The organism is Ralstonia sp. R-29 (assembly GCF_049913345.1).
Lineage (GTDB): Bacteria > Pseudomonadota > Gammaproteobacteria > Burkholderiales > Burkholderiaceae > Ralstonia.
Genome location: NZ_CP184378.1, coordinates 1,457,665 through 1,477,050 on the forward strand (window position 1 = coordinate 1,457,665; position 19,386 = coordinate 1,477,050).

The 19,386-nt window shown below is 66.0% G+C and carries 19 protein-coding genes; 12 read left to right on the forward strand and 7 right to left on the reverse strand.

Annotation, left to right across the window (positions count from 1 at the left end; all coding sequences use genetic code 11):
* Positions 1-62 precede the first annotated feature (62 nt).
* From ACN9M1_RS23735 to ACN9M1_RS23775, 9 genes are read left to right on the forward strand one after another with little or no spacing between them, the layout of a single operon-like run.
* Positions 63-1,385 (forward strand): glycosyltransferase, encoded by a 1,323-nt coding sequence (locus ACN9M1_RS23735; RefSeq protein WP_426399310.1) that lies wholly within the window; start codon positions 63-65, stop codon positions 1,383-1,385.
* A 45-nt stretch (positions 1,386-1,430) separates the two neighbouring features.
* On the forward strand, positions 1,431-2,192 hold the full coding sequence (locus tag ACN9M1_RS23740) for an SDR family oxidoreductase (protein WP_426399312.1): 762 nt from the start codon (positions 1,431-1,433) through the stop codon (positions 2,190-2,192).
* Entirely contained in the window at positions 2,183-2,812 is a 630-nt protein-coding gene (locus tag ACN9M1_RS23745; protein WP_426399313.1) for a D-glycero-alpha-D-manno-heptose-1,7-bisphosphate 7-phosphatase, read from the forward strand. Before ACN9M1_RS23740 ends, ACN9M1_RS23745 begins: the two co-directional genes overlap by 10 nt.
* The gene (gene waaF / locus ACN9M1_RS23750; protein WP_426399314.1) at positions 2,809-4,002 is read left to right on the forward strand and encodes a lipopolysaccharide heptosyltransferase II; all 1,194 of its coding nucleotides are present in this window, start codon (positions 2,809-2,811) and stop codon (positions 4,000-4,002) included. Before ACN9M1_RS23745 ends, waaF begins: the two co-directional genes overlap by 4 nt.
* A gap of 43 nt (positions 4,003-4,045) precedes the next feature.
* Positions 4,046-5,854, forward strand: coding sequence for a carbamoyltransferase family protein (locus tag ACN9M1_RS23755; RefSeq protein ID WP_426399315.1), 1,809 nt, complete (start codon positions 4,046-4,048; stop codon positions 5,852-5,854).
* The gene (locus ACN9M1_RS23760) at positions 5,851-6,885 is read left to right on the forward strand and encodes a glycosyltransferase family 2 protein (protein WP_426399316.1); all 1,035 of its coding nucleotides are present in this window, start codon (positions 5,851-5,853) and stop codon (positions 6,883-6,885) included. Before ACN9M1_RS23755 ends, ACN9M1_RS23760 begins: the two co-directional genes overlap by 4 nt.
* Positions 6,882-8,012: a glycosyltransferase family 9 protein gene (locus ACN9M1_RS23765; protein ID WP_426399317.1), complete on the forward strand. Its 1,131-nt coding sequence runs from the start codon at positions 6,882-6,884 to the stop codon at positions 8,010-8,012. The genes ACN9M1_RS23760 and ACN9M1_RS23765 overlap by 4 nt, the downstream gene beginning before the upstream one ends.
* Positions 8,009-9,007, forward strand: coding sequence for a glycosyltransferase (locus ACN9M1_RS23770; protein WP_426399318.1), 999 nt, complete (start codon positions 8,009-8,011; stop codon positions 9,005-9,007). The genes ACN9M1_RS23765 and ACN9M1_RS23770 overlap by 4 nt, the downstream gene beginning before the upstream one ends.
* A complete protein-coding gene (locus tag ACN9M1_RS23775) occupies positions 9,004-10,026 on the forward strand; it encodes a UDP-glucuronic acid decarboxylase family protein (protein WP_426399319.1) in 1,023 nt (340 codons plus the stop codon). Before ACN9M1_RS23770 ends, ACN9M1_RS23775 begins: the two co-directional genes overlap by 4 nt.
* Positions 10,027-10,032: 6 nt before the next feature.
* Here ACN9M1_RS23775 and ACN9M1_RS23780 read toward each other — a convergent pair whose 3' ends face one another.
* The 5 genes from ACN9M1_RS23780 to ACN9M1_RS23800 form a co-directional block, all read right to left on the reverse strand.
* Positions 10,033-10,962 (reverse strand): glycosyltransferase family 2 protein, encoded by a 930-nt coding sequence (locus ACN9M1_RS23780; protein ID WP_426399320.1) that lies wholly within the window; start codon positions 10,960-10,962, stop codon positions 10,033-10,035.
* Positions 10,943-11,668, reverse strand: a complete 726-nt coding sequence (locus ACN9M1_RS23785; RefSeq protein WP_426399321.1) for a PIG-L deacetylase family protein — start codon at positions 11,666-11,668, stop codon at positions 10,943-10,945. The genes ACN9M1_RS23780 and ACN9M1_RS23785 overlap by 20 nt, the downstream gene beginning before the upstream one ends.
* Before the next feature lie 61 nt (positions 11,669-11,729).
* Positions 11,730-13,013: an Nramp family divalent metal transporter gene (locus ACN9M1_RS23790; protein WP_426399322.1), complete on the reverse strand. Its 1,284-nt coding sequence runs from the start codon at positions 13,011-13,013 to the stop codon at positions 11,730-11,732.
* A gap of 8 nt (positions 13,014-13,021) precedes the next feature.
* Positions 13,022-13,288, reverse strand: coding sequence for a hypothetical protein (locus ACN9M1_RS23795; RefSeq protein WP_426399323.1), 267 nt, complete (start codon positions 13,286-13,288; stop codon positions 13,022-13,024).
* A 28-nt stretch (positions 13,289-13,316) separates the two neighbouring features.
* Positions 13,317-13,808 carry a DUF421 domain-containing protein gene (locus tag ACN9M1_RS23800; protein WP_426399324.1) on the reverse strand — a complete coding sequence of 164 codons (492 nt, stop codon included), beginning with the start codon at positions 13,806-13,808 and terminating at the stop codon, positions 13,317-13,319.
* Between the two features lie 135 nt (positions 13,809-13,943).
* On the opposite strand from ACN9M1_RS23800, the gene ACN9M1_RS23805 reads away from it, so the two are divergent.
* The 3 genes from ACN9M1_RS23805 (at position 13,944) to ACN9M1_RS23815 (ending at position 16,787) form a co-directional block, all read left to right on the forward strand.
* Positions 13,944-14,804 carry an SDR family oxidoreductase gene (locus tag ACN9M1_RS23805; RefSeq protein ID WP_426399325.1) on the forward strand — a complete coding sequence of 287 codons (861 nt, stop codon included), beginning with the start codon at positions 13,944-13,946 and terminating at the stop codon, positions 14,802-14,804.
* A 527-nt stretch (positions 14,805-15,331) separates the two neighbouring features.
* Complete coding sequence (locus ACN9M1_RS23810; RefSeq protein WP_426399326.1) at positions 15,332-16,375, forward strand: PAAR domain-containing protein; 1,044 nt, start codon at positions 15,332-15,334, stop codon at positions 16,373-16,375.
* Between the two features lie 109 nt (positions 16,376-16,484).
* Positions 16,485-16,787 carry a hypothetical protein gene (locus ACN9M1_RS23815; RefSeq protein WP_426399327.1) on the forward strand — a complete coding sequence of 101 codons (303 nt, stop codon included), beginning with the start codon at positions 16,485-16,487 and terminating at the stop codon, positions 16,785-16,787.
* Between the two features lie 124 nt (positions 16,788-16,911).
* Here the strand turns inward: ACN9M1_RS23815 and ACN9M1_RS23820 are convergent, their stop codons facing one another.
* Positions 16,912-18,048 carry a porin gene (locus ACN9M1_RS23820; RefSeq protein WP_426399328.1) on the reverse strand — a complete coding sequence of 379 codons (1,137 nt, stop codon included), beginning with the start codon at positions 18,046-18,048 and terminating at the stop codon, positions 16,912-16,914.
* A gap of 111 nt (positions 18,049-18,159) precedes the next feature.
* Complete coding sequence (gene mhpT / locus ACN9M1_RS23825; protein ID WP_426399329.1) at positions 18,160-19,380, reverse strand: 3-(3-hydroxy-phenyl)propionate transporter MhpT; 1,221 nt, start codon at positions 19,378-19,380, stop codon at positions 18,160-18,162.
* Between the last annotated feature and the right edge of the window lie 6 nt (positions 19,381-19,386).

The window sequence follows — 19,386 nt, forward strand, 5'->3', positions numbered from 1 at the left end:
GACGTCAACAGACCCTAAAACGATCCATATCGCCATCGGCCCCACAACAAGAGGAGGACAACATGCGCATCGCCATGGTCAGTGAACATGCCTCGCCACTCGCCGACCTGGGCGGCGTGGACTGCGGCGGACAGAACGTCTACGTGCGTCATGTCGCACGGCAGCTCGCGCGGCTGGGCCATCGGGTCGATGTGTTCACACGCCGCGAGCGCCCCACTCAGCCCGAGGTTCAAGCGTTTGATGACGGATGCCGCGTCGTCCACGTGGCGGCAGGGCCGGCTGCCGTCTTGCCCAAGGAGGCGTTGCTGCCGCACATGCATGCCTTCGGCCGCAGCTTGCTGAACCACTGCGCGCAAGCCCACGCGGCCGGTGATGGCTACGACGTCATCCACGCCAACTTCTTCATGTCGGGGCTGGCGTCTCTGGCGGCGGCAACGCGGTTGCACCTGCCACTGGTGATGACGTTTCATGCGCTTGGCCGTGTGCGCCGGTTGCATCAAGGCAGCGCGGATGGTTTTCCCGACGCGCGCTTCGCCATTGAAGACACGTTGGTGCAGCGCGCCGACCGCCTCATCGCCGAATGCCCGCAAGACCAGGCCGACCTGGAAACGCTGTACCACGCCCGCGCCGAGCAGATCGACGTGGTGCCGTGCGGCTTTGATGCGGCGGAATTCGCCCCCATCGACCGCGCCGAGGCGCGGCGCCGCCTGGGCGTACCGGCGGATGCGTTTGTCGTGCTGCAGCTTGGCCGCATGGTCGCGCGCAAGGGCGTGGACAACGTCATCGAGGCCATCGGCAAGCTGCCGCCCGAGGCGCGCCAGCGCGTGCGCCTGTATGTGGTGGGCGGCAACACCGTCGCGCCCGACCCAGCGGCCACACCCGAACTCGCGCGACTGCAAGCCGTGGCGGCCAACGCCGGGGTTGCGTCACAGACCATCTTCGTCGGCAAGCGCGGCCGCGCGGATTTGCGCGCCTGGTACAGCGCCTGCGATGTGTTCGTCAGCACGCCCTGGTACGAGCCGTTCGGCATCACCCCGGTGGAAGCGATGGCCTGCGGGCGCGCGGTGATCGGCGCGGATGTGGGCGGCATCCGCTCCACCGTGCGCGATGGCCGCACCGGCTTTCTGGTGCCGCCCAAAGACCCGCAGGCGCTCGCCGCACGCCTGCTGCAACTGATGCAGCAACCCGAGTTGTGCCGCGAGTTAGGCCAGGCCGGGCTGGTGCGCGCCCGCATGCTCTACACGTGGCTGGGCGTGGCGGGCCAGCTTGAAAAGGCCTACCTGAAAGCCATCGAATCCCATGCCCGTGCCGAAGCCCGCATGCACGGTACCGAGCCCAGCGCCAACACCGCCGCGTTGACTGCGCTGGCCGGTATGGCGGCTTGACTTCCTTCACTGCCGAATATCACTGACCACTGTGACCACTGCCCAATGACTCAGACCGATCTCAAATCCAACGCTTCCACCCCGCCCACACTGCGCGAGCAGGTCATCGTCGTCACGGGGGCCGGCCGCGGGCTGGGCGCCGCCATCAGCCGCGCGCTTTCCGCTGGGGGCGCCACCATCGTGGCCACTGACCTGGATGCCGACTCCGCCGACCGCACCGCCGCTGAGCTGATCGCCGACGGCGGTCAATCGCACGCGATTGCACTGGACGTGGGCGACGAAGCCGCCGTACGTGGCGCGCTCGATGATGTGGTCGACCGCTTTGGCCGCGTCGATGCCGTCATCAACAACGCCGCCATCGACATCACCCTGCCCATTGACGAACTGAACGTGGACGACTGGGACCGCGTGGTGCGCACCAATCTGCGTGGCCCGTTCCTGCTGGCCAAGCACGCCAGCACGCTGATGCGCAAGCGTGCCAGCGGCGCCATCGTCAACATTGCGTCCACCGCGTCGCGCCGCGCGTGGCCCAATGCCTCGGTGTATCACGCCACCAAGTGGGGGCTGCTGGGGCTGTCGCACGCACTGCATGCCGAGCTGCGTCCGCACGGCATCAAGGTGTCTGCGGTGATTGCCGGCGGCATGCGCACACCGTTTCTGCTCGACCGCTTTCCCGATATCGATACCGACAACCTGCAGGACCCCGCCAACGTGGCGGCGGCCGTGCGCTTCGTGCTGCTGCAACCGCCGGAAACGGTGATCCCCGAGGTGATGGTGCTGCCGATGCGGGAAACGTCATGGCCCTGATGCTGACCACGCAGCCCGCCTCCTTGCACACCGACAGCGCCATCTTTCTCGACAAGGACGGCACGCTGCTGCAAGACGTTCCCTACAACGTGGACCCGGCGCGCATCGTGCTGGCGCCCGGCACGGGTGACGGCCTACAGCTGCTGGCGCGCACCGGCCTACCGCTGATCGTGGTGAGCAACCAGCCCGGCGTCGCGCTCGGCTACTTTCAGGTAGAGGCGCTGGAAGCCGTGGCGCAGCGCCTGCGCGAGCTGTTTGCCGAGCACGGCGCCACGTTATCCGGCTTCTTCTTCTGCCCGCACGCACCGCTGGCCGACGGCACCTCGGGCTGCACCTGCCGCAAACCGCGCGATGGCCTGCTGCGCCAGGCGGCCAACGCGCACGGCATCGATCTGGATACTTCCTGGATGATCGGCGACATCCTCAACGACGTGGAGGCCGGCCGCCACGCGGGCTGCCGCACCATCCTCATCGCCAACGGCAATGAAACGCGCTGGGAGCCTGGCCGATTGCGCGTGCCGGATTACATCGTTACGCGCTTTGATGAAGCGGCGGCCATCGTGGTTGCTCATCATGCCCAGCACGCGCACCACACCGTGCATGCGGAGGCCATGGTATGAGCCCCGCCGGCATTCCGGAGCGTCGCGCGGTGTGGGCCCAGGCGAGCCGCATCCTATGCGTGCGGCCCGACAACCTAGGCGACGTGGTAATGACCACACCGGCCTTCCACGCACTCAAAACCAGCGGACCCGCCGGCCGGCATCTCGCACTATTGACCTCGCACGCGGGGGCCATCGCACAGCCGCACCTGAACGACATCGACAGCGTCATCGCCTGCGATGTGCCGTGGGCCAAGCATGTGAACACCGCGGACGCTGCGCAAACCCACGCGCTGGTCAACACGTTGCGCGAAGGTCATTTCGATGCCGCCGTCATCTTTACCGTGCATACGCAGAACCCGTTGCCGGCGGCCATGCTGGGCTTTCTGGCCGGCATTCCGCTGCGCCTGGCACACTGCCGCGAGAACCCCTACGCGCTGCTGACGGATTGGATTGCCGACCCAGATGCGCGCATTGCCGCCACCGCGCCGGGTGACGTGCGCCACGAGGTGCGGCGCCAGCTGGATCTGATTCGCCACGTGGCCGATGTGCCTGCGCAGTTGTCGCAACGGCTGCGCTTCAAGGTGCTGCCGCACGACCGCGATGCCGTGCGCGCCAAGCTGGGCCAGCTCGGCATCAGCACTGCGGCGCCGTGGATCGTGCTGCATCCGGGCGCCACGGCAGCATCGCGGCGGTATCCGCCGGAGCGCTTTGCGCAGGTCGCACGCACTCTGGCGCAGCGCTACGGCTGCGCTGTTCTGGTGACCGGTTCGCCGGCAGAAGCCGACCTCGTGCAGCAGGTGTGTGCGGAGGGTGTCGCAGCCGGGCAGCGCGTGTTCGACCTCGCGGGCGCTTTCACGCTGGGCGAATTGGCTGCGCTCATTGAAGGCGCCGCGCTGCTGGTGTCCAACAACAGCGGCCCTGTGCATCTGGCAGCGGCCACGCAAACCCCCGTGGTGGACCTGTATGCGCTCACCAACCCGCAACACACGCCATGGGCCGTGCCGCATGCGGTGCTCTCGCACGACGTGCCCTGCCGCTACTGCTATCGCAGTGTCTGCCCGCTCGGCCATCAGGCCTGTCTGACTGGCGTGGCGGAAGACGACGTCATCGCGGCGGCGCACGCGCTGTGGCAACCGGAGCGCGTGGCGCAGGCGCTATGGCCCGCTGCCCCATTGGCAACGCCCTCCGTGGCCGCGCCCGTTGTCTGAAACCTGAACCGTCGACCAGAACTCTCGATTCCCGGAGCCTTGCATGCACGCCAAATCGGAAGCCAAACCGCTCTACACCCTCGGCATCAACGCGGCGTATCACGACTCGTCGGCCACGCTGGTGCGCGACGGCGTGGTCATTGCTGCCGCAGAAGACGAACGCTTTACGCACGTCAAGCACGCCAAGCGGCCGGTACCGTTTTCCACATGGCAGTTGCCGTACCACGCCATCGACTATTGCCTGGCCGAGGCCGGCATCGACCTGGCCCGCGTGGATCAGATCGCCTATTCGCTAGACCCAGCCAAGCTGGCCAACCTGCCGGCGCACACGCACATCGCACTGCCGCTGGAACCTTCCGCGCAGTTGGATCTGCCACCCGACGCCGCCCCGTGGGACCCGCTGTTCCTCTCCTACGTGATGAATGCCCCGCGCCAACTGGCAGGCGGCGCACCACATCACCTGCGTGCACGCTTTGCCAACGTGAATCACAACGGGCCGTTCCGCTGGTCATACGTAGAACACCATCTGGCGCACGAGGCCAGCGCGTTCCTGGCGGCACCATTCGATGATTGCGCCGTGCTCACCATGGATGGCCGCGGCGAACGCGCCACCACGTCATACGGGCTGTTCCGCAATGGCGAATACACGCGCCTGCAACAGGTCGATCTGCCGCACTCGCTTGGCTTGCTCTATGAAGAGGTGACGGACTACCTGGGCTTTCTGCGCTCGTCCGATGAATACAAGGTGATGGCGCTGGCGTCCTACGGGCAGCCGCGTTATGTCGACGTGTTCCGCGAATGGGTAACCGTGAGCGCCGATGGTCGCTACACCGTCGCGCCGCTGCAGCTCGAAGCCCGCTTTGGCCCGCCCCGCCAACGTGGCGGCCCGATGGAGCAGCGCCACTTCGACATTGCGCGCTCGCTGCAGCAGGTGTTGGAAGAGACCGTGCTGACCATGAGCCAATGGCTGCACCAGGCCACCGGTGCGCGTTACCTGGCCATGGCGGGCGGTGTGGCGCTCAACTGTGTGATGAACGCGCGTGTGCGCGACCTGGGCCCCTTCGAACAAGTGTGGGTGCAGCCCGCCGCCGGCGATGCGGGCACGTCGCTCGGCGCCGCGCTGTGGACGGACTATCAAGCGCGCGGCACCAAGCAACGCCTGTGGAAGATGGACCACGCCTACCTCGGGCCGGCCTACAGCGACGAAGAGATCGAGCAGTTCCTCACTTGGTCGAAATTGCCGTTCGAGCGGTTGGACAACATTGCCGAGCAAACCGCTGACTTGCTCGCGCAGGGCCAGGTGATCGGCTGGTTCCAGGGCCGGATGGAATTCGGCCCACGCGCGCTGGGTGCCCGCTCGATCCTCGCCTCACCGATCCCCGCTGACATGCAGGCGCGCTTGAACGAGATCAAAGACCGCGAAGACTTCCGCCCCGTCGCCCCGGTCGTCATGGAAGACCGCGCGGCCGACTGGTTTGTGGGCGCGCACCCGGCGCCGTTCATGCTCTTTGTGTTTGATGTGCGCGAAGACCGCGCCGTGCAGATTCCCGCCGTGCGCCACGTGGATGGCACCGCGCGCGTGCAGACGGTCAACCGCCGCCAGCATCCGCTGTATTACGACCTGCTGGCGGCGTTTGAGCGCCGCACCGGCGTGCCGATTCTGGTCAACACGTCATTCAACACGCGCGGTGAGCCCATGGTGTGCTGCCCGCGCGATGCGGTGGAATCGTTCTGGACGTCCCCGCTGGATGCGCTGGTGATCGGGCCGTTCCTGGTGCGCAAAACGCTGCAAACCGGTAGCGCGCAACACAGTGCAGGCGCCCATGCGAAAGGCCTGGCGGGGGTCGCATGAACCAGCCGATGCCGTTTGATGTGTCGACCGTGGCTGCAGCGCGCGAGGCGCCCTCCATCTCGGTGGTGATTGCCACATGGAAACGCCCGCAGATGCTGCAACGCTGCCTCGACGGTCTGCGCGCCCAGACATTCGACGCGCACCGCCTGGAACTGGTCGTGGCGGATGATGGCCCGGACGACGCCACGCGCGCGGCGGTCGACGCATTTGCCGCAGCCGCGCCGGCCTGGCGCGTGCGGTATGTGCCGGTGCGCCACACGCAAGGCCCCGCCGCCGCACGCAACCGCGGCTGGCAAGAAGCCCGTGGCGCCATCATCGCCTTCACCGACGACGACACTATCCCCGCGCCCACATGGCTGGCCGAAGGCTGGCGCGTCATGACCGCGCCTGATGGCGGCACGCCACCCGACGCCGCCACCGGTGCCATCCGCATGCCGCTACCTGCCCGCCCCACCGACTACGAGCGCGACGCCAGCGGCCTCACCCGGGCGGAGTTCGTCACCGCCAACTGCTTTGTGCGGCGTGCGATGCTGGAGCGGATCGGTGGTTTTGACGAGCGATTCCGCCTGGCCTGGCGAGAAGACTCGGACTTGCAGTTCCGCATCCTTGATGCGGGCGGGCACATTGCCGAGGCACCCGGCGCGCTGATGCACCACCCTGTGCGGCCGGCGCCGTGGGGCGTGAGCGTGTCGCAACAGCGCAAAGTGTTCTATGACGCTCTGCTCTACAAGAAGCATCCGCAGCGCTATCGCAGCCGCATCCGGCCCGTGCCGCCGTGGCACTACTACGGCATGGGTGCGGCGATCACGGTGGCGCTTGCGGCCCTGCTGATGCATCGGCCGTGGGTGGCTGCTGGCGCGGCATTGGTGTGGCTGGCGCTCACGCTGCGCTTTGCGATGCTGCGTCTGCGCGGCACCACCCACACCGTCCGCCATGTGGCGGAGATGCTGTGGACCTCCATCGTCATTCCACCGCTGGCGCTGTACTGGCGCGTGCGCGGGGCATGGCACTTTCGGGTGTGGTTCCTATGACAACCGCTGCTCTCTTGCGCGGTGCGCGCCGCATCGCCGTCTTTCGCGCCCTGCAACTCGGCGACATGCTATGTGCCGTGCCCGCGCTGCGGGCCTTGCGGGCGGCAGCGCCACGCGCGCATATCACGCTGGTCGGTCTGCCGTGGGCGCAGCAGTTTCAACAGCGTTATGCCGATCTGCTGAATGACTTTGCGGTCTTTCCCGGGGGTGAGGCGTTTCCAGAAGCGGGGGCCGCCACCCCCACGGCCACGCATGCCTTCTACGCCGACATGCAGGCGCGCCGCTTTGATGTGGCCATTGCCCTGCATGGCAGCGGGCCGCAATCGACAGACGTTGTCCGGCACTTCGGCGCGCGTCATGTATTTGGCTTCCAGCCGGAAGGGGCAACGACGCGTCAGGCGCAGACCGCCCTTCTGCCATGGCCTGAACGACTGCCCGAAGCGCAGCGGCTGCTGGCACTGCTCACGCACCTGGGCGCGCCGGCGGTGCCGCCCATCCCGGACTTTCCCCTGCGGCGGGATGACTATGCCGAAGCGCTGGCCCTGCTGCGCCGCCACGCGCTGGATCGTGACCGCCTCGTCTGCCTGCACCCCGGCGCGCGCATGCCATCGCGGCGGTGGTGGCCGGAGCGCTTTGCGGTCGTCGCCGACACGCTGGTCCTGAGTGGCTTTCATGTGGTGCTGACGGGGGCGCCGTCTGAAGCCGAATTGGTAGACGCGGTGCGCGGCCACATGCGCCAGCGTTCGGCCTCCGTGGTGGGGCAGACCTCGCTTGGCGGGTTGGCCGCGCTGTTGCGGCTCGCGCGCCTGCTCATCTGCAATGACACGGGTGTCTCCCATGTGGCAGCGGCGGTGCGTGCGCCGAGCGTGGTCATCGCCTGCGGCAGCGACGTTGCCCGCTGGGCCCCCGCAGACCACACGCTGCATCGCGTGCTGGCCAGCCACCCCGCCTGCCGGCCGTGCATGCATTGGACCTGCCCCACCGGCCACGAGTGCGCGGGCGACATCTCCGTGCAACAGGTGCTCGACGCCGCCTATGGCGCGCTCTTCAACCCCGACGTGCAGATGCGGCCCTCGCGCAGCACTCCGCAGCGCCGCGCGCCCATTCTTGAGAACACCGCGCCATGACTCGCACTCCATCGCGCCGCCTGCGCATCCTCACATGGCATGTGCATGGCAACTATCTGTACTACCTCTCGCAGGTGCCGCACGACTTCTACTTGGTGACAAGGCCACCCGATGCAACGGGCCGTGTGCCGCCTGGCTATGCCGGTAAGGTGGGCGCGCTGCCCTGGGGCGACAACGTGCACGAGGTGCCGTTCGATGCCGTGGCGGAACAGCGCTTCGATGCCGTGCTGTATCAGCACCGCTCGCATTGGGAGCACGACCGCTTGACGGTGCTCAGCGCCGCCCAGCGTGCCCTGCCCACGCTGTACCTCGAGCACGATCCGCCGCAGGAGCACCCCACCAACACCCAACACTGGGTGCAAGACCCGAACGTGCTGCTGGTGCATGTCACGCCCTTCAACGCGCTGATGTGGGACAGCGGCATCACGCCCACGCGCGTCATCGAGCACGGCGTGCACTTGCCCGTGCCGGCCCGCTACAGCGGCGAGCTGGCGCGCGGCATCGTCGTGGTCAACCACTTGCGCAAACGCGGGCGCCGCTTGGGTGCCGATGTGTTTGACACGCTGCGCGCGCAAGTGCCGCTCGACCTCGTCGGCATGGGCGCGGAAGACGCTGGCGGCATCGGCGAGGTGGGCAACCTCGAGCTACCCGGCTTCTGCGCGCGCTATCGCTTCTTCTTCAACCCCATCCGCTACACCAGCCTGGGGCTGGCGGTGGTGGAAGCCATGACCATCGGCATGCCCATCGTGGGCTTGGCCACCACGGAGATGAGCACCGTCATCCACAGCGGCCACAACGGCTACGTCGACACGCGCCCCGATGCGCTAGCCGACGCCATGCGCACGCTGCTGCACGATCCCGCCCTCGCCCGCCGCTGGGGTGACGCCGCGCGCGAGACGGCACGTGCGCGCTTTGGCATCGAGCGCTTCGTCGCCGATTGGCTTGACGCGTTCGATGCCGTCATGACCAACACGAGCAAGGAGGTGGCCGCATGAGACACCATGGCGACCCGCATCACCCCGGCCACCCGGAACCCCACCACCACTGGCGCGACCAGCGCCGCGTGCTGGTGACCGGCGGCGCCGGTTTCCTCGGCTCGCACCTGTGCGACCGACTGCTGCGCGACGGGCACGACGTGCTCTGCGTCGACAATTTCTACACCGGCACCAAGCGCAACATCGCCCATCTGCTCGGCCACCCGCGCTTCGAGGTGCTGCGGCACGACATCACCTTCCCGCTCTATGTGGAGGTGGACGATATCTACAACCTGGCGTGCCCCGCCTCGCCCATCCACTACCAGCACGACCCGGTGCAAACGACAAAGACCAGCGTGCACGGCGCGATCAACATGCTGGGGCTGGCCAAGCGGCTGGGCGCGCGCATCCTGCAGGCCTCCACCAGCGAGGTGTATGGCGACCCGCACGAGCATCCCCAAACCGAGGCGTACTGGGGCAACGTCAACCCCATCGGCGTGCGCTCGTGCTACGACGAAGGCAAACGCTGCGCCGAAACGCTGTTCATGGACTATCGCCGCCAGCATGGTCTGGACGCCAAGGTGGCGCGCATCTTCAACACCTACGGCCCGCGCATGCACCCCAATGACGGACGCGTGGTCTCCAACTTCATCATGCAGGCCCTGGCCGGCGAGCCCATCACACTGTACGGCGACGGCCGCCAGACGCGCGCCTTCTGCTATGTCGATGACCTGATCGATGCGCTGGTGCGGTTGATGAACACACCGCCGGAATTTGCCGGGCCGGTCAACCTGGGCAACCCGGCGGAGATGAGCATGCTGGACATCGCCCGGCAGATCGTGGCGTGCACGCGGTCGAACTCTGAACTCGTCTTCCACCCGCTGCCGCAAGATGACCCGACGCAACGGTGCCCCGACATCGCACTCGCGCGCGAGGTGCTCGGCTGGGAGCCTCGCACTGCGCTCGAAGTGGGGCTGGCACGCACGGTGGAATATTTCCGGCAGCAGTTTTTCCTGGCGCCGATGCCCGCGCTTGTTTAACGCTGTCTAGCCTACCGAGAGGGTAGGAATCGCGCGCTGGCGCTGGCGGTCGGCATCCATCTGGCGCCACAGTGCGGCGGTGCCGGGCTGCACGGTGTGCCGATGCAGCAGCACGCGCGGCAGGCGGGCCAGCGCCGCGGGTAGTGCCTCGCCCAGCACGCCCTGTTCGGCCATGGCGCGCAACGCTCGGCCAGTGACGCGCCAAGCGAGATCCTGCGGCAGCCGTAGCCACGCACTCAGCAGTTCGTTGCGCGTCAGCAGTGCACGGCGCTGCATGACGTCGCGCACCGGCGATGGGTTGTGGTGCGTGACCACCTCACGGCAATAGACGATGTGCCAGCCTGCATCGACCAAGTCCAGCGCCAGCACGCTCTCCTCGCCGCCGATGAAGAGGTCGCGGCGGTAGCCGCCCGCCTCGGTAAAGGCGCGTGTGCGCATGACACACGCGCCCGCCATGAAACCTAGCAGTGCCGGTCCGGGCAGCCCTTCAGCGGGCAGCGTGCTGGCGGCCATTGGCTCGCACGCGGTGTCGTCCCGGCGCGTGGGGCCGACCAGGATATGCGCCGCCACCACCCCCACGGACGGATACCGCTGCAGCACGTCCACCGCCCGCGCGATCGACCCCGACAGCCAGGCCGTGTCGTCATCGCAAAAGGCCACGTACGGTGTATCGACCGTGGCCACCCCCAGGTTGCGGCCAGCGGCGCCGTAGTTGCGCGGCGCGCGTACCACCGACACGCCAGGAAAGCGTGCAGCCACCTGGTCCGCAGTGCCATCGGTAGAGCCGTTGTCGACCAGCACAATCGGCCATGGCTCAGCCAGCGCCGTCAACTTGGCCAGCGTGTCGAGCACCGTGGCGGCACGGTTATGCGTGAGTACGACGATGGAACACAGCGGGTGCGCGGCGCGGGTGTCTTCAAACGATTGCGTTTGCATGGTCGAGGCCTCCTTGCTGAGGTTCAAGCAACCAGAAGCGTTCCGGTTGGTGGACGTCGTCGATGCCGCCGGGGCCGAAGGCGCGCAACTGGCTGGCATAGCAACTCACAGCACGGCGCTTCTGACGGCCGTCCAGGGCGATGGCCGGTGTGACGGGTGTAGCCACCACGCCCTGCCCAGCCAGCGTGACGATGCGCTGCTGCACCACACCCCGCCCGCGCCGGTAGAGCGCATCCTCATAGCCGATCCAGAGCCGGCCCGGTAGCTTGGACGGTAGCGTCAGCACGGCTTCGTGCACCAGCACGTGGTCGCTGTGAAACAGGCCGAGCGGTACGAACACCGCCTCGGCCGCATGCCGCGCGATCACCCGATGCAGGGCGCCGGCCAGATCCGCCACGGAAGGCGTTTGCGCATACTGGCTGTCGCAAAACCCGAGGTGGTGCACGGTGGCGCTCACCTGTGCGTGCGCCTGTGTGTCTTCCAGCCGGCGCACGGCCACGGCGGCGTTGGAGTCTTCAAAGCCGGCGGCGTGGTCCCACTCCGTGCACATGGCGAGGGGTGGCGCGCCGCCGAACACCGTCACGGTGTGGCTGCCGTGATGCGCGGCGAGCATGTTGCCGCAAGAGAACACCGCGTCGTCAAAGTGCGGCGAAATCACCAGCACCGGCCCCAGGCCCGCGACACGGTCGTGCAGCGCGCGGCTCATTGGCGCGCCTCCTCATCTGAACGATCTAACCGGAGTGGACGCAACCCGAATGCCTGACGCGTCAACCACCCCGCACGGCCAGCGCGAAGAAGAGCAGCGTGCTGGCGCACATACACAACGTGGCGGCCCACGCGGCGCCGTGCAGCAGCGGAGAACTGCGGAAGGGGCCCATGACCGCCTTGCGGCGTGACATCAGCTGCAGCATCACCATGACCGGCGTGGCGGCCACGCCGTTGAGCACCGCAGACCAGTAGAGCAAGCGGAACGGTTCGATCGGGAGGAAAACCATGGTCGTCGCTACCAGCATCACCAAGGCGAGAAACAGGTAGAACTTGGGCGCGCGGGCCGGGGCCGCTTCCAGGCTGCTGCGCCAGCGGAAGGCTTCAGCGGCCGCATACGCAGCGGAGCCCGCCAGCACCGGCACGGCCAGTAGACCCGTGCCAACCACACCCAGCGCAAACAGCGCCTGCGCAAACCGGCCCGCCACGGGCTTGAGCGCCTGGGCCGCCTCCGCGCAGGTGCGGATCTGCGTGATGCCGTGAGGGTGCAGCGCATACGCCGCCGTCAACATGATGCAGAACGCGATCACCGCCGACACCACCATGCCGACGGTAGTATCGAGCCGGATGCGCGCAAGCTGCTGTTCTGCCTGCCACGGCGCTTGCTTGAGCGGCGCCTCACCTTCGGCCAAGCGGGTCTCTTCCACTTCACCTGCGGCTTGCCAGACAAACAGGTACGGGCTGATGGTGGTGCCAAACACCGCAATCAGCGTCATCACGTAATCCTGCGACCACTGCAGACGTGGCACCACGGTGTCGTGCAAGGCGTGCGCCCAATCCACCTTCACCACAAACGCGGTGGCCACATAGGCCAGCAACGACAGCGCCATCCATTGCAGATAACGCGCGTAGCGCCGGTACGGAATCCACACCTGCAACGCCAGCGTGACCACTGCAAACACGCACGCGTACCACGCCGTGGAACCGCCCACCAACAAGCGCACGCTGTCGCCCATGGCGGCAATGTCAGCACCCACGTTGATGATGTTGGCCAGCGTGACCAGCGCGACAAACGCGTACGCCAGCCACGGTGAATGGTGGTGCCGGATATTGGCCACCACGCCCGCGCCCGAAACGCGCCCGAGCCGCGCGCTGACGAGCTGGATGGCGATCATCAGCGGCAACGTCAGCAGCAACGTCCACAGCATGCTGGTGCCCGCCTGCGCACCTGCTTGTGCATAGGTGGCGATGCCGCTGGGGTCGTCGTCCGCCGCGCCCGTCACCAAGCCGGGGCCGAGCCGGCGATACCACGGGGTCTTGTCTGCCGCTGGGGGCACAGTGGACACAGCGGCCGTCAGCTACGGTTGTCGGTGGGTGGGGCGGCCGGGGTTTCGCGGCCCGGGTCGTGCAGCTTGTCGCGTGTGATGCCCAGCGGCACTTCGCCCTGGCGCAGTCGGCGGGAGGTGTCTTCCTTGCCTTGCGGCTTGGGCGCCGTGCTGCCCGGTCGGCCCACTTCGGCATCCGCCGGCCGGTCGCCCGGCTTGCGATGCGATTCGGCCTGCGCCCAATCGGCCTGGCGTTGTTCGGCTTCGCGGTTTTCCTGCTGCTGTTTGTCTCGCATGATTTGGCTCCGGCAGTGCGGTGGAACATCAACGGCGCTTGCGGATCAGGCTCACCTGTCCGTTGCGCTCCAGGATGGCGGCGTCCACGTCGTCCAGCGTGCGCGAGCCCAGGGTCTGCCGCACACTCTCGTGGATATCGGCCGGAGTCAGGAGTGCGGCATCCAACTGGTCTTGATGAAACCGGCCATCGCGATACACCTCACGCTCACGCCCGGCAATCAGGCGCTCCAGCTTCGGCAGCCGCGCGCACGCCCAGCCCAGCAGCCGGTGCACCGCCACCAGCGCCAGCGATGCCGACACCGTTGCCACAAACGGCGACGCCCCAACGATGGCGCGGCTCAGCGTCGCGCCAAGCAACACAGCAACCACAAAGTCAAACGGCGCGCGCTGCCCAAAGGAGCGCCGACCCGACAAGCGCACCAGCGCCAGCCCAATGGCAAACACCACCACGGCACGCAACGCGGTCTGCAAGGGGTTCAGATCCTTGCCTTCGCCAAACAGGAACAGCAGCGTGTCCATGGCGCCTCCTGCCCTTGGTGTGAATGTCTGTGCCACTCCCAGCAAACCGCGTGCCGCGCAGTCGGCGCCACACCACCGTCATGGCATGCGGCGTGCTGCAACACAGACTACCCATTCCATTCACCTGAACCCGCCATGTCAGACCAACCTCAAACCCAACCCCCGCAACACCAGGATCGACAACCCGGCAAAGAAGGCGAGATGACGCCAGCCCCACGTGCAGAAATGGAGGGCTACGTTGGCAGCGGCAGGCTCACCGACAAGGTGGCCATCGTCACTGGCGGTGACAGCGGCATCGGCCGCGCGGTGGCCATCGGCTTTGCCAAGGAAGGTGCGGACGTGCTGATTGCCTACCTGAATGAACACGACGACGCCAACCAGACCTGCCGCCTCGTGCGCGCCACCGGCCGCCGCTGCGAAGCCATTGCGGGTGACCTGGGCGACGACGCGCATGCGCGCGCCGTGATCACGCAGGCCGTGGCCACCTTCGGCAAGATCGACATCGTGGTGAGCAACGCGGCAGAACAGCACCCGCAACCGAGCCTGGCCGACATCGACCCCGTCCAACTGGAGCGCACCTTCCGCACCAACGTCTTCGCGATGTTCTATCTGCTGCGCGCCGCGCTACCGCACCTGCATGCAGGCGCACGCATCGTCACCACGACTTCGGTCACGGCGTTTCGAGGTAGCGGGCACTTGGTGGACTACGCCGCCACCAAGGGCGCAATCGTGGCGTTTACGCGGTCACTCGCACAGCAATTGGCAGAGAAGGGCATCCTGGTGAACGCCGTGGCCCCGGGGCCCATCTGGACGCCGCTGATTCCGTCCACCTTCGATGCCGAACACGTTGCCAAATTTGGCAGCAACGAGCCGCTGGGCCGCGCCGGGCAGCCGGATGAGGTGGCGCCCTGCTATATCTTTCTGGCGTCTGCCGACGCGAGCTATATGACGGGGCAGACGCTGCATCCGAATGGGGGAGAGATTGTGAATGGGTGATGCCTCGCGCCGCTGAATAGCCGGCAGACGAAAACAAGAGCGAGGACGGCCCTCATGAAGCCGCGCTCACTCTGCTCCTGCCGGTGGCGAACACGATCGTCTAGCGCGCAGCTTTACGATGTGCCCCGTCGGGTCGTTTGAACTTGATCTAGATCCGCTCAAGCACCTGACGTTTGCCGGCGGCGGGGATCTTTTTCGCCGCCGTGGCGCTAACCTTGCCGGTGATGCTTCCCACGCTGGTGGTGCAGATCGATCTGAGCCTGCGGCAGTGACGCCACTACTGCTGGCGCTGCCCGATCACCACCGCCGCTTGATTGCGCACGAGCTGGAGGCGTATGACCGTTTGGCCGTCCGCCGGCTGCGTCGGACAAGCAGCGGTTGCCTTTTCAGCCCACGCAGAACGAATGCCCTGCCCCCCGCCCTTTAAGGTTCCGTACCCCAGACATTCATCTGACTTAACTGATAAATATCGTCACCGCGGAAATAAATAAAGTACATCTCGCTTATTCTGCAAAGCGTTTTTAAAAATGCTTCAGGAGATCGCTTTGCGAAGAGCGTTAATCAAGCTGGGAGACAAAACCACAGCGGGCGGCACAGTTATCGAGGGCGAACCCGCTTCCAAACATCACGGAACACCGCTTTCCTACCACGGCGCGAGCATCTATTGCCCTGCTTGCAAGCAAACAGGCAGGGCTTGCAACGTCCCACCGATGCGCCCCTTGAGGTTCATGGGCAAACAAGCGTTGCTCGAAAAGGATATTTGCCTTTGTGGCTGCCAACCGCCTCCGCGCCTGATCGCCTCGCAGTCCACCATGCATGTCTCTTTCGATCATGAAGAGCTTGCGCGGATGGGCTTTGGGCCTGCCGGTCAGCCGTTGCCGAAAGCGGCGGCGCTCAACGAGACCACAAAGTCGTCTTTCAAGGAGACCGATCAAGAATCCATGCTGCCGGACGACCCCGTGTTGATTTGCCCGAACATGAGCAATGCCCAGTTCGCCGCGAAGGTTATGGAGTTGTGCGAAATCCTAGAGAAGAAAATACAGATTCGTTTTGGCGAACTACAACGATGGAATGCACAAGACCAACGTAGTGTTGTGACTTGGTTTGGCGTTGCAGATGCCTCTATTCAGCAAACTCTGTTCGATGGGCTCAGCCGGATGCTCAGCGTGATTCAGTCATTGAGACCAGAAAATTTCGTGCGATGGTCCGAGACGGCGCTCACGCATGTTGGATGTGCGCCTGGACGTCCTCGCGGAGAAACACGGCCAGTTGCCGCTGCCGTATGCAAGCCAGATACCAAAACACATACGATCGCCATTGCACTAAAGTTTTGTGAAATGGACGATTACGATGACCGGAAAGATTCCCGCCTCTTGGTGATAGCACATGAGGTATCGCACTTTCTTGACACCATGGACACAAACGATGATTACTACTTCATCTGGAATTCAATCGCACTTGCTAAGATCAAATATCCGAAATGCATCACTATTGCAGACAGCATTGCAGGGTATATCGTCATTCATACGCCATTCCCCGAAAATTTTGGCGCTTTCATTCGCACTCCATAACCACGCCATCGCCTGCCAGCCTGGCCAGAATTTCAACGTTCAGTTCGAGACTTCTTCTGACCGGTTAAGTGGAAGCGAGGCAGGACGACTTGGTGCCTGGGTGATGGACATGCAAAAAACCTATCCGAACCGACCGTTCTTCCTGTTGATCGCATATCAAGATGAAGCACACCCTGACGAGGCAATGGCCGAGCGTCGGGGTCAGTGGGTGAAAGACTTCCTGATCCAAATGGGCGAAGACAGAAAGGCGGTCATTTACGGCGGCACAACGATTTGGAAAGCCGAATACGTGGGGCCACATAGCACCACCCGACCCACCACACTAGGCATCGAGTTTGGCCCAGGCTGCCCTAACGGCTGCTGCACCGCCGATGGGAAGCCCACGATCGTCCCCATTGGATCGCCTGATTAGGCCTTTCGGGTTCTATCAACCGCCCACGAGGTACCTCTCGGTGTCCTTCCCCTGCGTGGTGGACAAGAAGCGTCGCGACGCCTGATCGACCGCAAGGCAGTCAGGCGCCGCCTTACCCACCGAATCAAAACGCCGTCCGCACCCCCACCATCGCGCCGAGCTGGCCCACGCCCTTGGCCGGCGTGGTACCGCCGCCGCCACCGCTCACGGAATACTGCGCGTTGGCGCTGTTCCACAGATAGCCCGTCTGCGCGTACAGCGCGGTGCGCTTGGACAGCGCATACACACCGCGCACCACGGCCATCGTCGCGCTGCGGCTCTGGTCCGCATTGACGATGCGCAGCAGGCCAGCATCCAGCGTGAGTGCGCCGGTGAGCGGGTAGCTGCCGTTGACGAAGTAGAGGTTGGAGCGCACGTCACCGGCAGCAGCTTGCAGGTGGCGGCCGATCCAGCCTGCGCTGAGTTTGGCGTTGCCCAGCTTCACATAACCGTTGGCGACGATGCGGCGGTCTTTGTCGCCCGCATCGGTAAAGGCAATGGGTGCGCTGCCGTTGAAGAACGATGCGGTGGCGCCCGTGCCGCCGCGCTGCTCTTCATAAGCGCCCGCCACGCCGAAGGTGGCGGCATCGTATTTCACCATCGCAGACATCGTGCGGCATGCCGACGGGTTGCCGGCCACTTCCCCGGCGCACGTGCCGGATGCCGGCACACCGCCTGCCGCATCGTGACCAAACGAGTACGTGGCGCCCACCGTCAGGCCGTTGAAGGTGCCCTTGTACCCGATGCTGTTGTCGGTGCGGGCGTTGGGGATGTAGGCATCCAGCGAGCCGACGGCGTATTGGCTGGGGCCGAGGATGTCGGCATCGAGCATGGACAGGAAGACCATGCTGTACTGCCGGCCGAACGTGACGGTGCCGTAGTCGCTCGCCAGGCCCACCCACGCTTGGCGGCCGAACAGGCGGCCACCCTGGCCGGACGTGCCGGTGTCGGTGTTGAAGCCGCTCTCCAGCGTGAACACGGCCTTGACGCCGTTGCCAAGGTCTTCTGCACCGCGCAAGCCCCAACGTGAAGGCAAGGTGCCGGTGACGGACGGGATGCGTGTCAGACCGTTGCCGTTGGCATTGGCGTGGCTGACGTATTCGATGCCGGTATCAACCAGCCCATAAAGCGTGACGCTCTGGGCGCTGGCCGCGCCGCTGGCGAGTGCGCAGGTGGCGGCTGCCAGCGCAACGCGGCGCAGGCACGAGGTGGTGTTTTGCATGTGGGGGCCCCTCCTAGGGTCGAACCGGTCCCGCCCCCCATATCTGGCGAGCCGGCAGTTTGGAATGTGTGAACGGCGCCATCCGGGCGGACGGCGCCAGCATGCGATGCGCTAGTCCTGCACGCGCGGCCGCTTGAGCAACAGCAGTGCAGCCACTGCGGCCACGATGGTGACGGGGATGCTCGCGCCGATGATGGTGGTTCCGTTCTGCCCCATCGCCAGCAACTGCCCGGCGAGCATCGGGCCGGCAATCGAGCCCAGCCGGCCCACCGCCACCGCTGCCCCCACGCCGGTGCCGCGCACGGCCGTCGGGTAGTACGCCGCCCCCAGCGCATAGAGCACCGACTGCGCGCCGACCACGAACAGCCCGGCCATGAAGGCCCCCACCGACATCGACACCATGCCGCCCGCCGCTGCCAGCAGCGCGAGCGCGGCGATGATGCCGACGTACATGCCCGACACCACCCAGCGCGGGCGTGCTGCGTCCATCAGCATGCCGATGCCCAGCGCCCCGGCACCGGCGCCAATGTTGAACAGGATCTGCACCATGCCCACTTGCGGGCGGCTCAGCCCCTGCGCGGCCATCAAGGAAGGCAACCAATTGAGCAGGAAGTACAGCACGATCAGCGTGAAGAAATAGCTGACCCACAGGAACAGCGTGGTGGCGGTGCGGCGTTCGCCAAACAGCGCCCAAGACACCGGCGGCGGCTGAACATTGGCACGCTGCGCGCTATCAAAGCGGCGCGATTCGCGCAGCGTCAGCAGCAGCGGCACCACCACCAGCGGCCCGAAACCGCCAACGTAGAAGATATGGCGCCAGCCCGTGTCACCCGCACTCAACAAACCGACCACCGCCGCGATGGCCCCGCCGAACGGGATGCCGCAATACATGATGCTGACGGCGGTATTGCGCAGGCGTGTTGGCACCGCTTCGGCACACAGCGCGATCAGGTTGGGCATGGCAGCGCCAAGCCCGAGACCGGTCGCCACGCGAATCGCCAGCAGGCTGTTGAAATCCCACACGTGTGCGGTGGCGATGGAAAAGATGCCGAACAGCGCGGTCGCCAGAATCAGCACGCGCTTGCGGCCGATGCGATCGGCTAGGCGGCCGCCCAGCATGGCGCCGGGCAACAGCCCGAACGTGCCCGCACTGAAGGCCAGGCCCATCTGCCCGACCGACAGGCCGAACTCGCGTGCCATGCGCGGCGCGGCCACACCGATGGATTGCAGATCGAGCCCCTCGAGCAGCGCGACGATGAAGCACAGGCCGAGGGTCATGGCGATGCCGGAGCCCGCGGACTCGCGGCTCAAAGCAGGACTTGTGGTTTGCATGGCGTC

What these genes read in the sequence shown, in the direction of transcription:
- ACN9M1_RS23755 (WP_426399315.1), top strand. Translation starts at nt 4,046, where the DNA reads ATGCACGCCAAATCGGAAGCCAAACCGCTCTACACCCTCGGCATCAAC.
- ACN9M1_RS23760 (WP_426399316.1), top strand. Translation starts at nt 5,851, where the DNA reads ATGAACCAGCCGATGCCGTTTGATGTGTCGACCGTGGCTGCAGCGCGC.
- mhpT (WP_426399329.1), bottom strand. Translation starts at nt 19,380, where the DNA reads ATGCAAACCACAAGTCCTGCTTTGAGCCGCGAGTCCGCGGGCTCCGGC.
- ACN9M1_RS23735 (WP_426399310.1), top strand. Translation starts at nt 63, where the DNA reads ATGCGCATCGCCATGGTCAGTGAACATGCCTCGCCACTCGCCGACCTG.
- ACN9M1_RS23800 (WP_426399324.1), bottom strand. Translation starts at nt 13,808, where the DNA reads ATGGACACGCTGCTGTTCCTGTTTGGCGAAGGCAAGGATCTGAACCCC.
- ACN9M1_RS23815 (WP_426399327.1), top strand. Translation starts at nt 16,485, where the DNA reads ATGCAAAAAACCTATCCGAACCGACCGTTCTTCCTGTTGATCGCATAT.
- ACN9M1_RS23780 (WP_426399320.1), bottom strand. Translation starts at nt 10,962, where the DNA reads ATGCAAACGCAATCGTTTGAAGACACCCGCGCCGCGCACCCGCTGTGT.
- ACN9M1_RS23740 (WP_426399312.1), top strand. Translation starts at nt 1,431, where the DNA reads ATGACTCAGACCGATCTCAAATCCAACGCTTCCACCCCGCCCACACTG.
- ACN9M1_RS23810 (WP_426399326.1), top strand. Translation starts at nt 15,332, where the DNA reads ATGCTTCAGGAGATCGCTTTGCGAAGAGCGTTAATCAAGCTGGGAGAC.
- ACN9M1_RS23745 (WP_426399313.1), top strand. Translation starts at nt 2,183, where the DNA reads ATGGCCCTGATGCTGACCACGCAGCCCGCCTCCTTGCACACCGACAGC.
- ACN9M1_RS23765 (WP_426399317.1), top strand. Translation starts at nt 6,882, where the DNA reads ATGACAACCGCTGCTCTCTTGCGCGGTGCGCGCCGCATCGCCGTCTTT.
- ACN9M1_RS23770 (WP_426399318.1), top strand. Translation starts at nt 8,009, where the DNA reads ATGACTCGCACTCCATCGCGCCGCCTGCGCATCCTCACATGGCATGTG.
- waaF (WP_426399314.1), top strand. Translation starts at nt 2,809, where the DNA reads ATGAGCCCCGCCGGCATTCCGGAGCGTCGCGCGGTGTGGGCCCAGGCG.
- ACN9M1_RS23820 (WP_426399328.1), bottom strand. Translation starts at nt 18,048, where the DNA reads ATGCAAAACACCACCTCGTGCCTGCGCCGCGTTGCGCTGGCAGCCGCC.
- ACN9M1_RS23775 (WP_426399319.1), top strand. Translation starts at nt 9,004, where the DNA reads ATGAGACACCATGGCGACCCGCATCACCCCGGCCACCCGGAACCCCAC.
- ACN9M1_RS23785 (WP_426399321.1), bottom strand. Translation starts at nt 11,668, where the DNA reads ATGAGCCGCGCGCTGCACGACCGTGTCGCGGGCCTGGGGCCGGTGCTG.
- ACN9M1_RS23795 (WP_426399323.1), bottom strand. Translation starts at nt 13,288, where the DNA reads ATGCGAGACAAACAGCAGCAGGAAAACCGCGAAGCCGAACAACGCCAG.
- ACN9M1_RS23805 (WP_426399325.1), top strand. Translation starts at nt 13,944, where the DNA reads ATGTCAGACCAACCTCAAACCCAACCCCCGCAACACCAGGATCGACAA.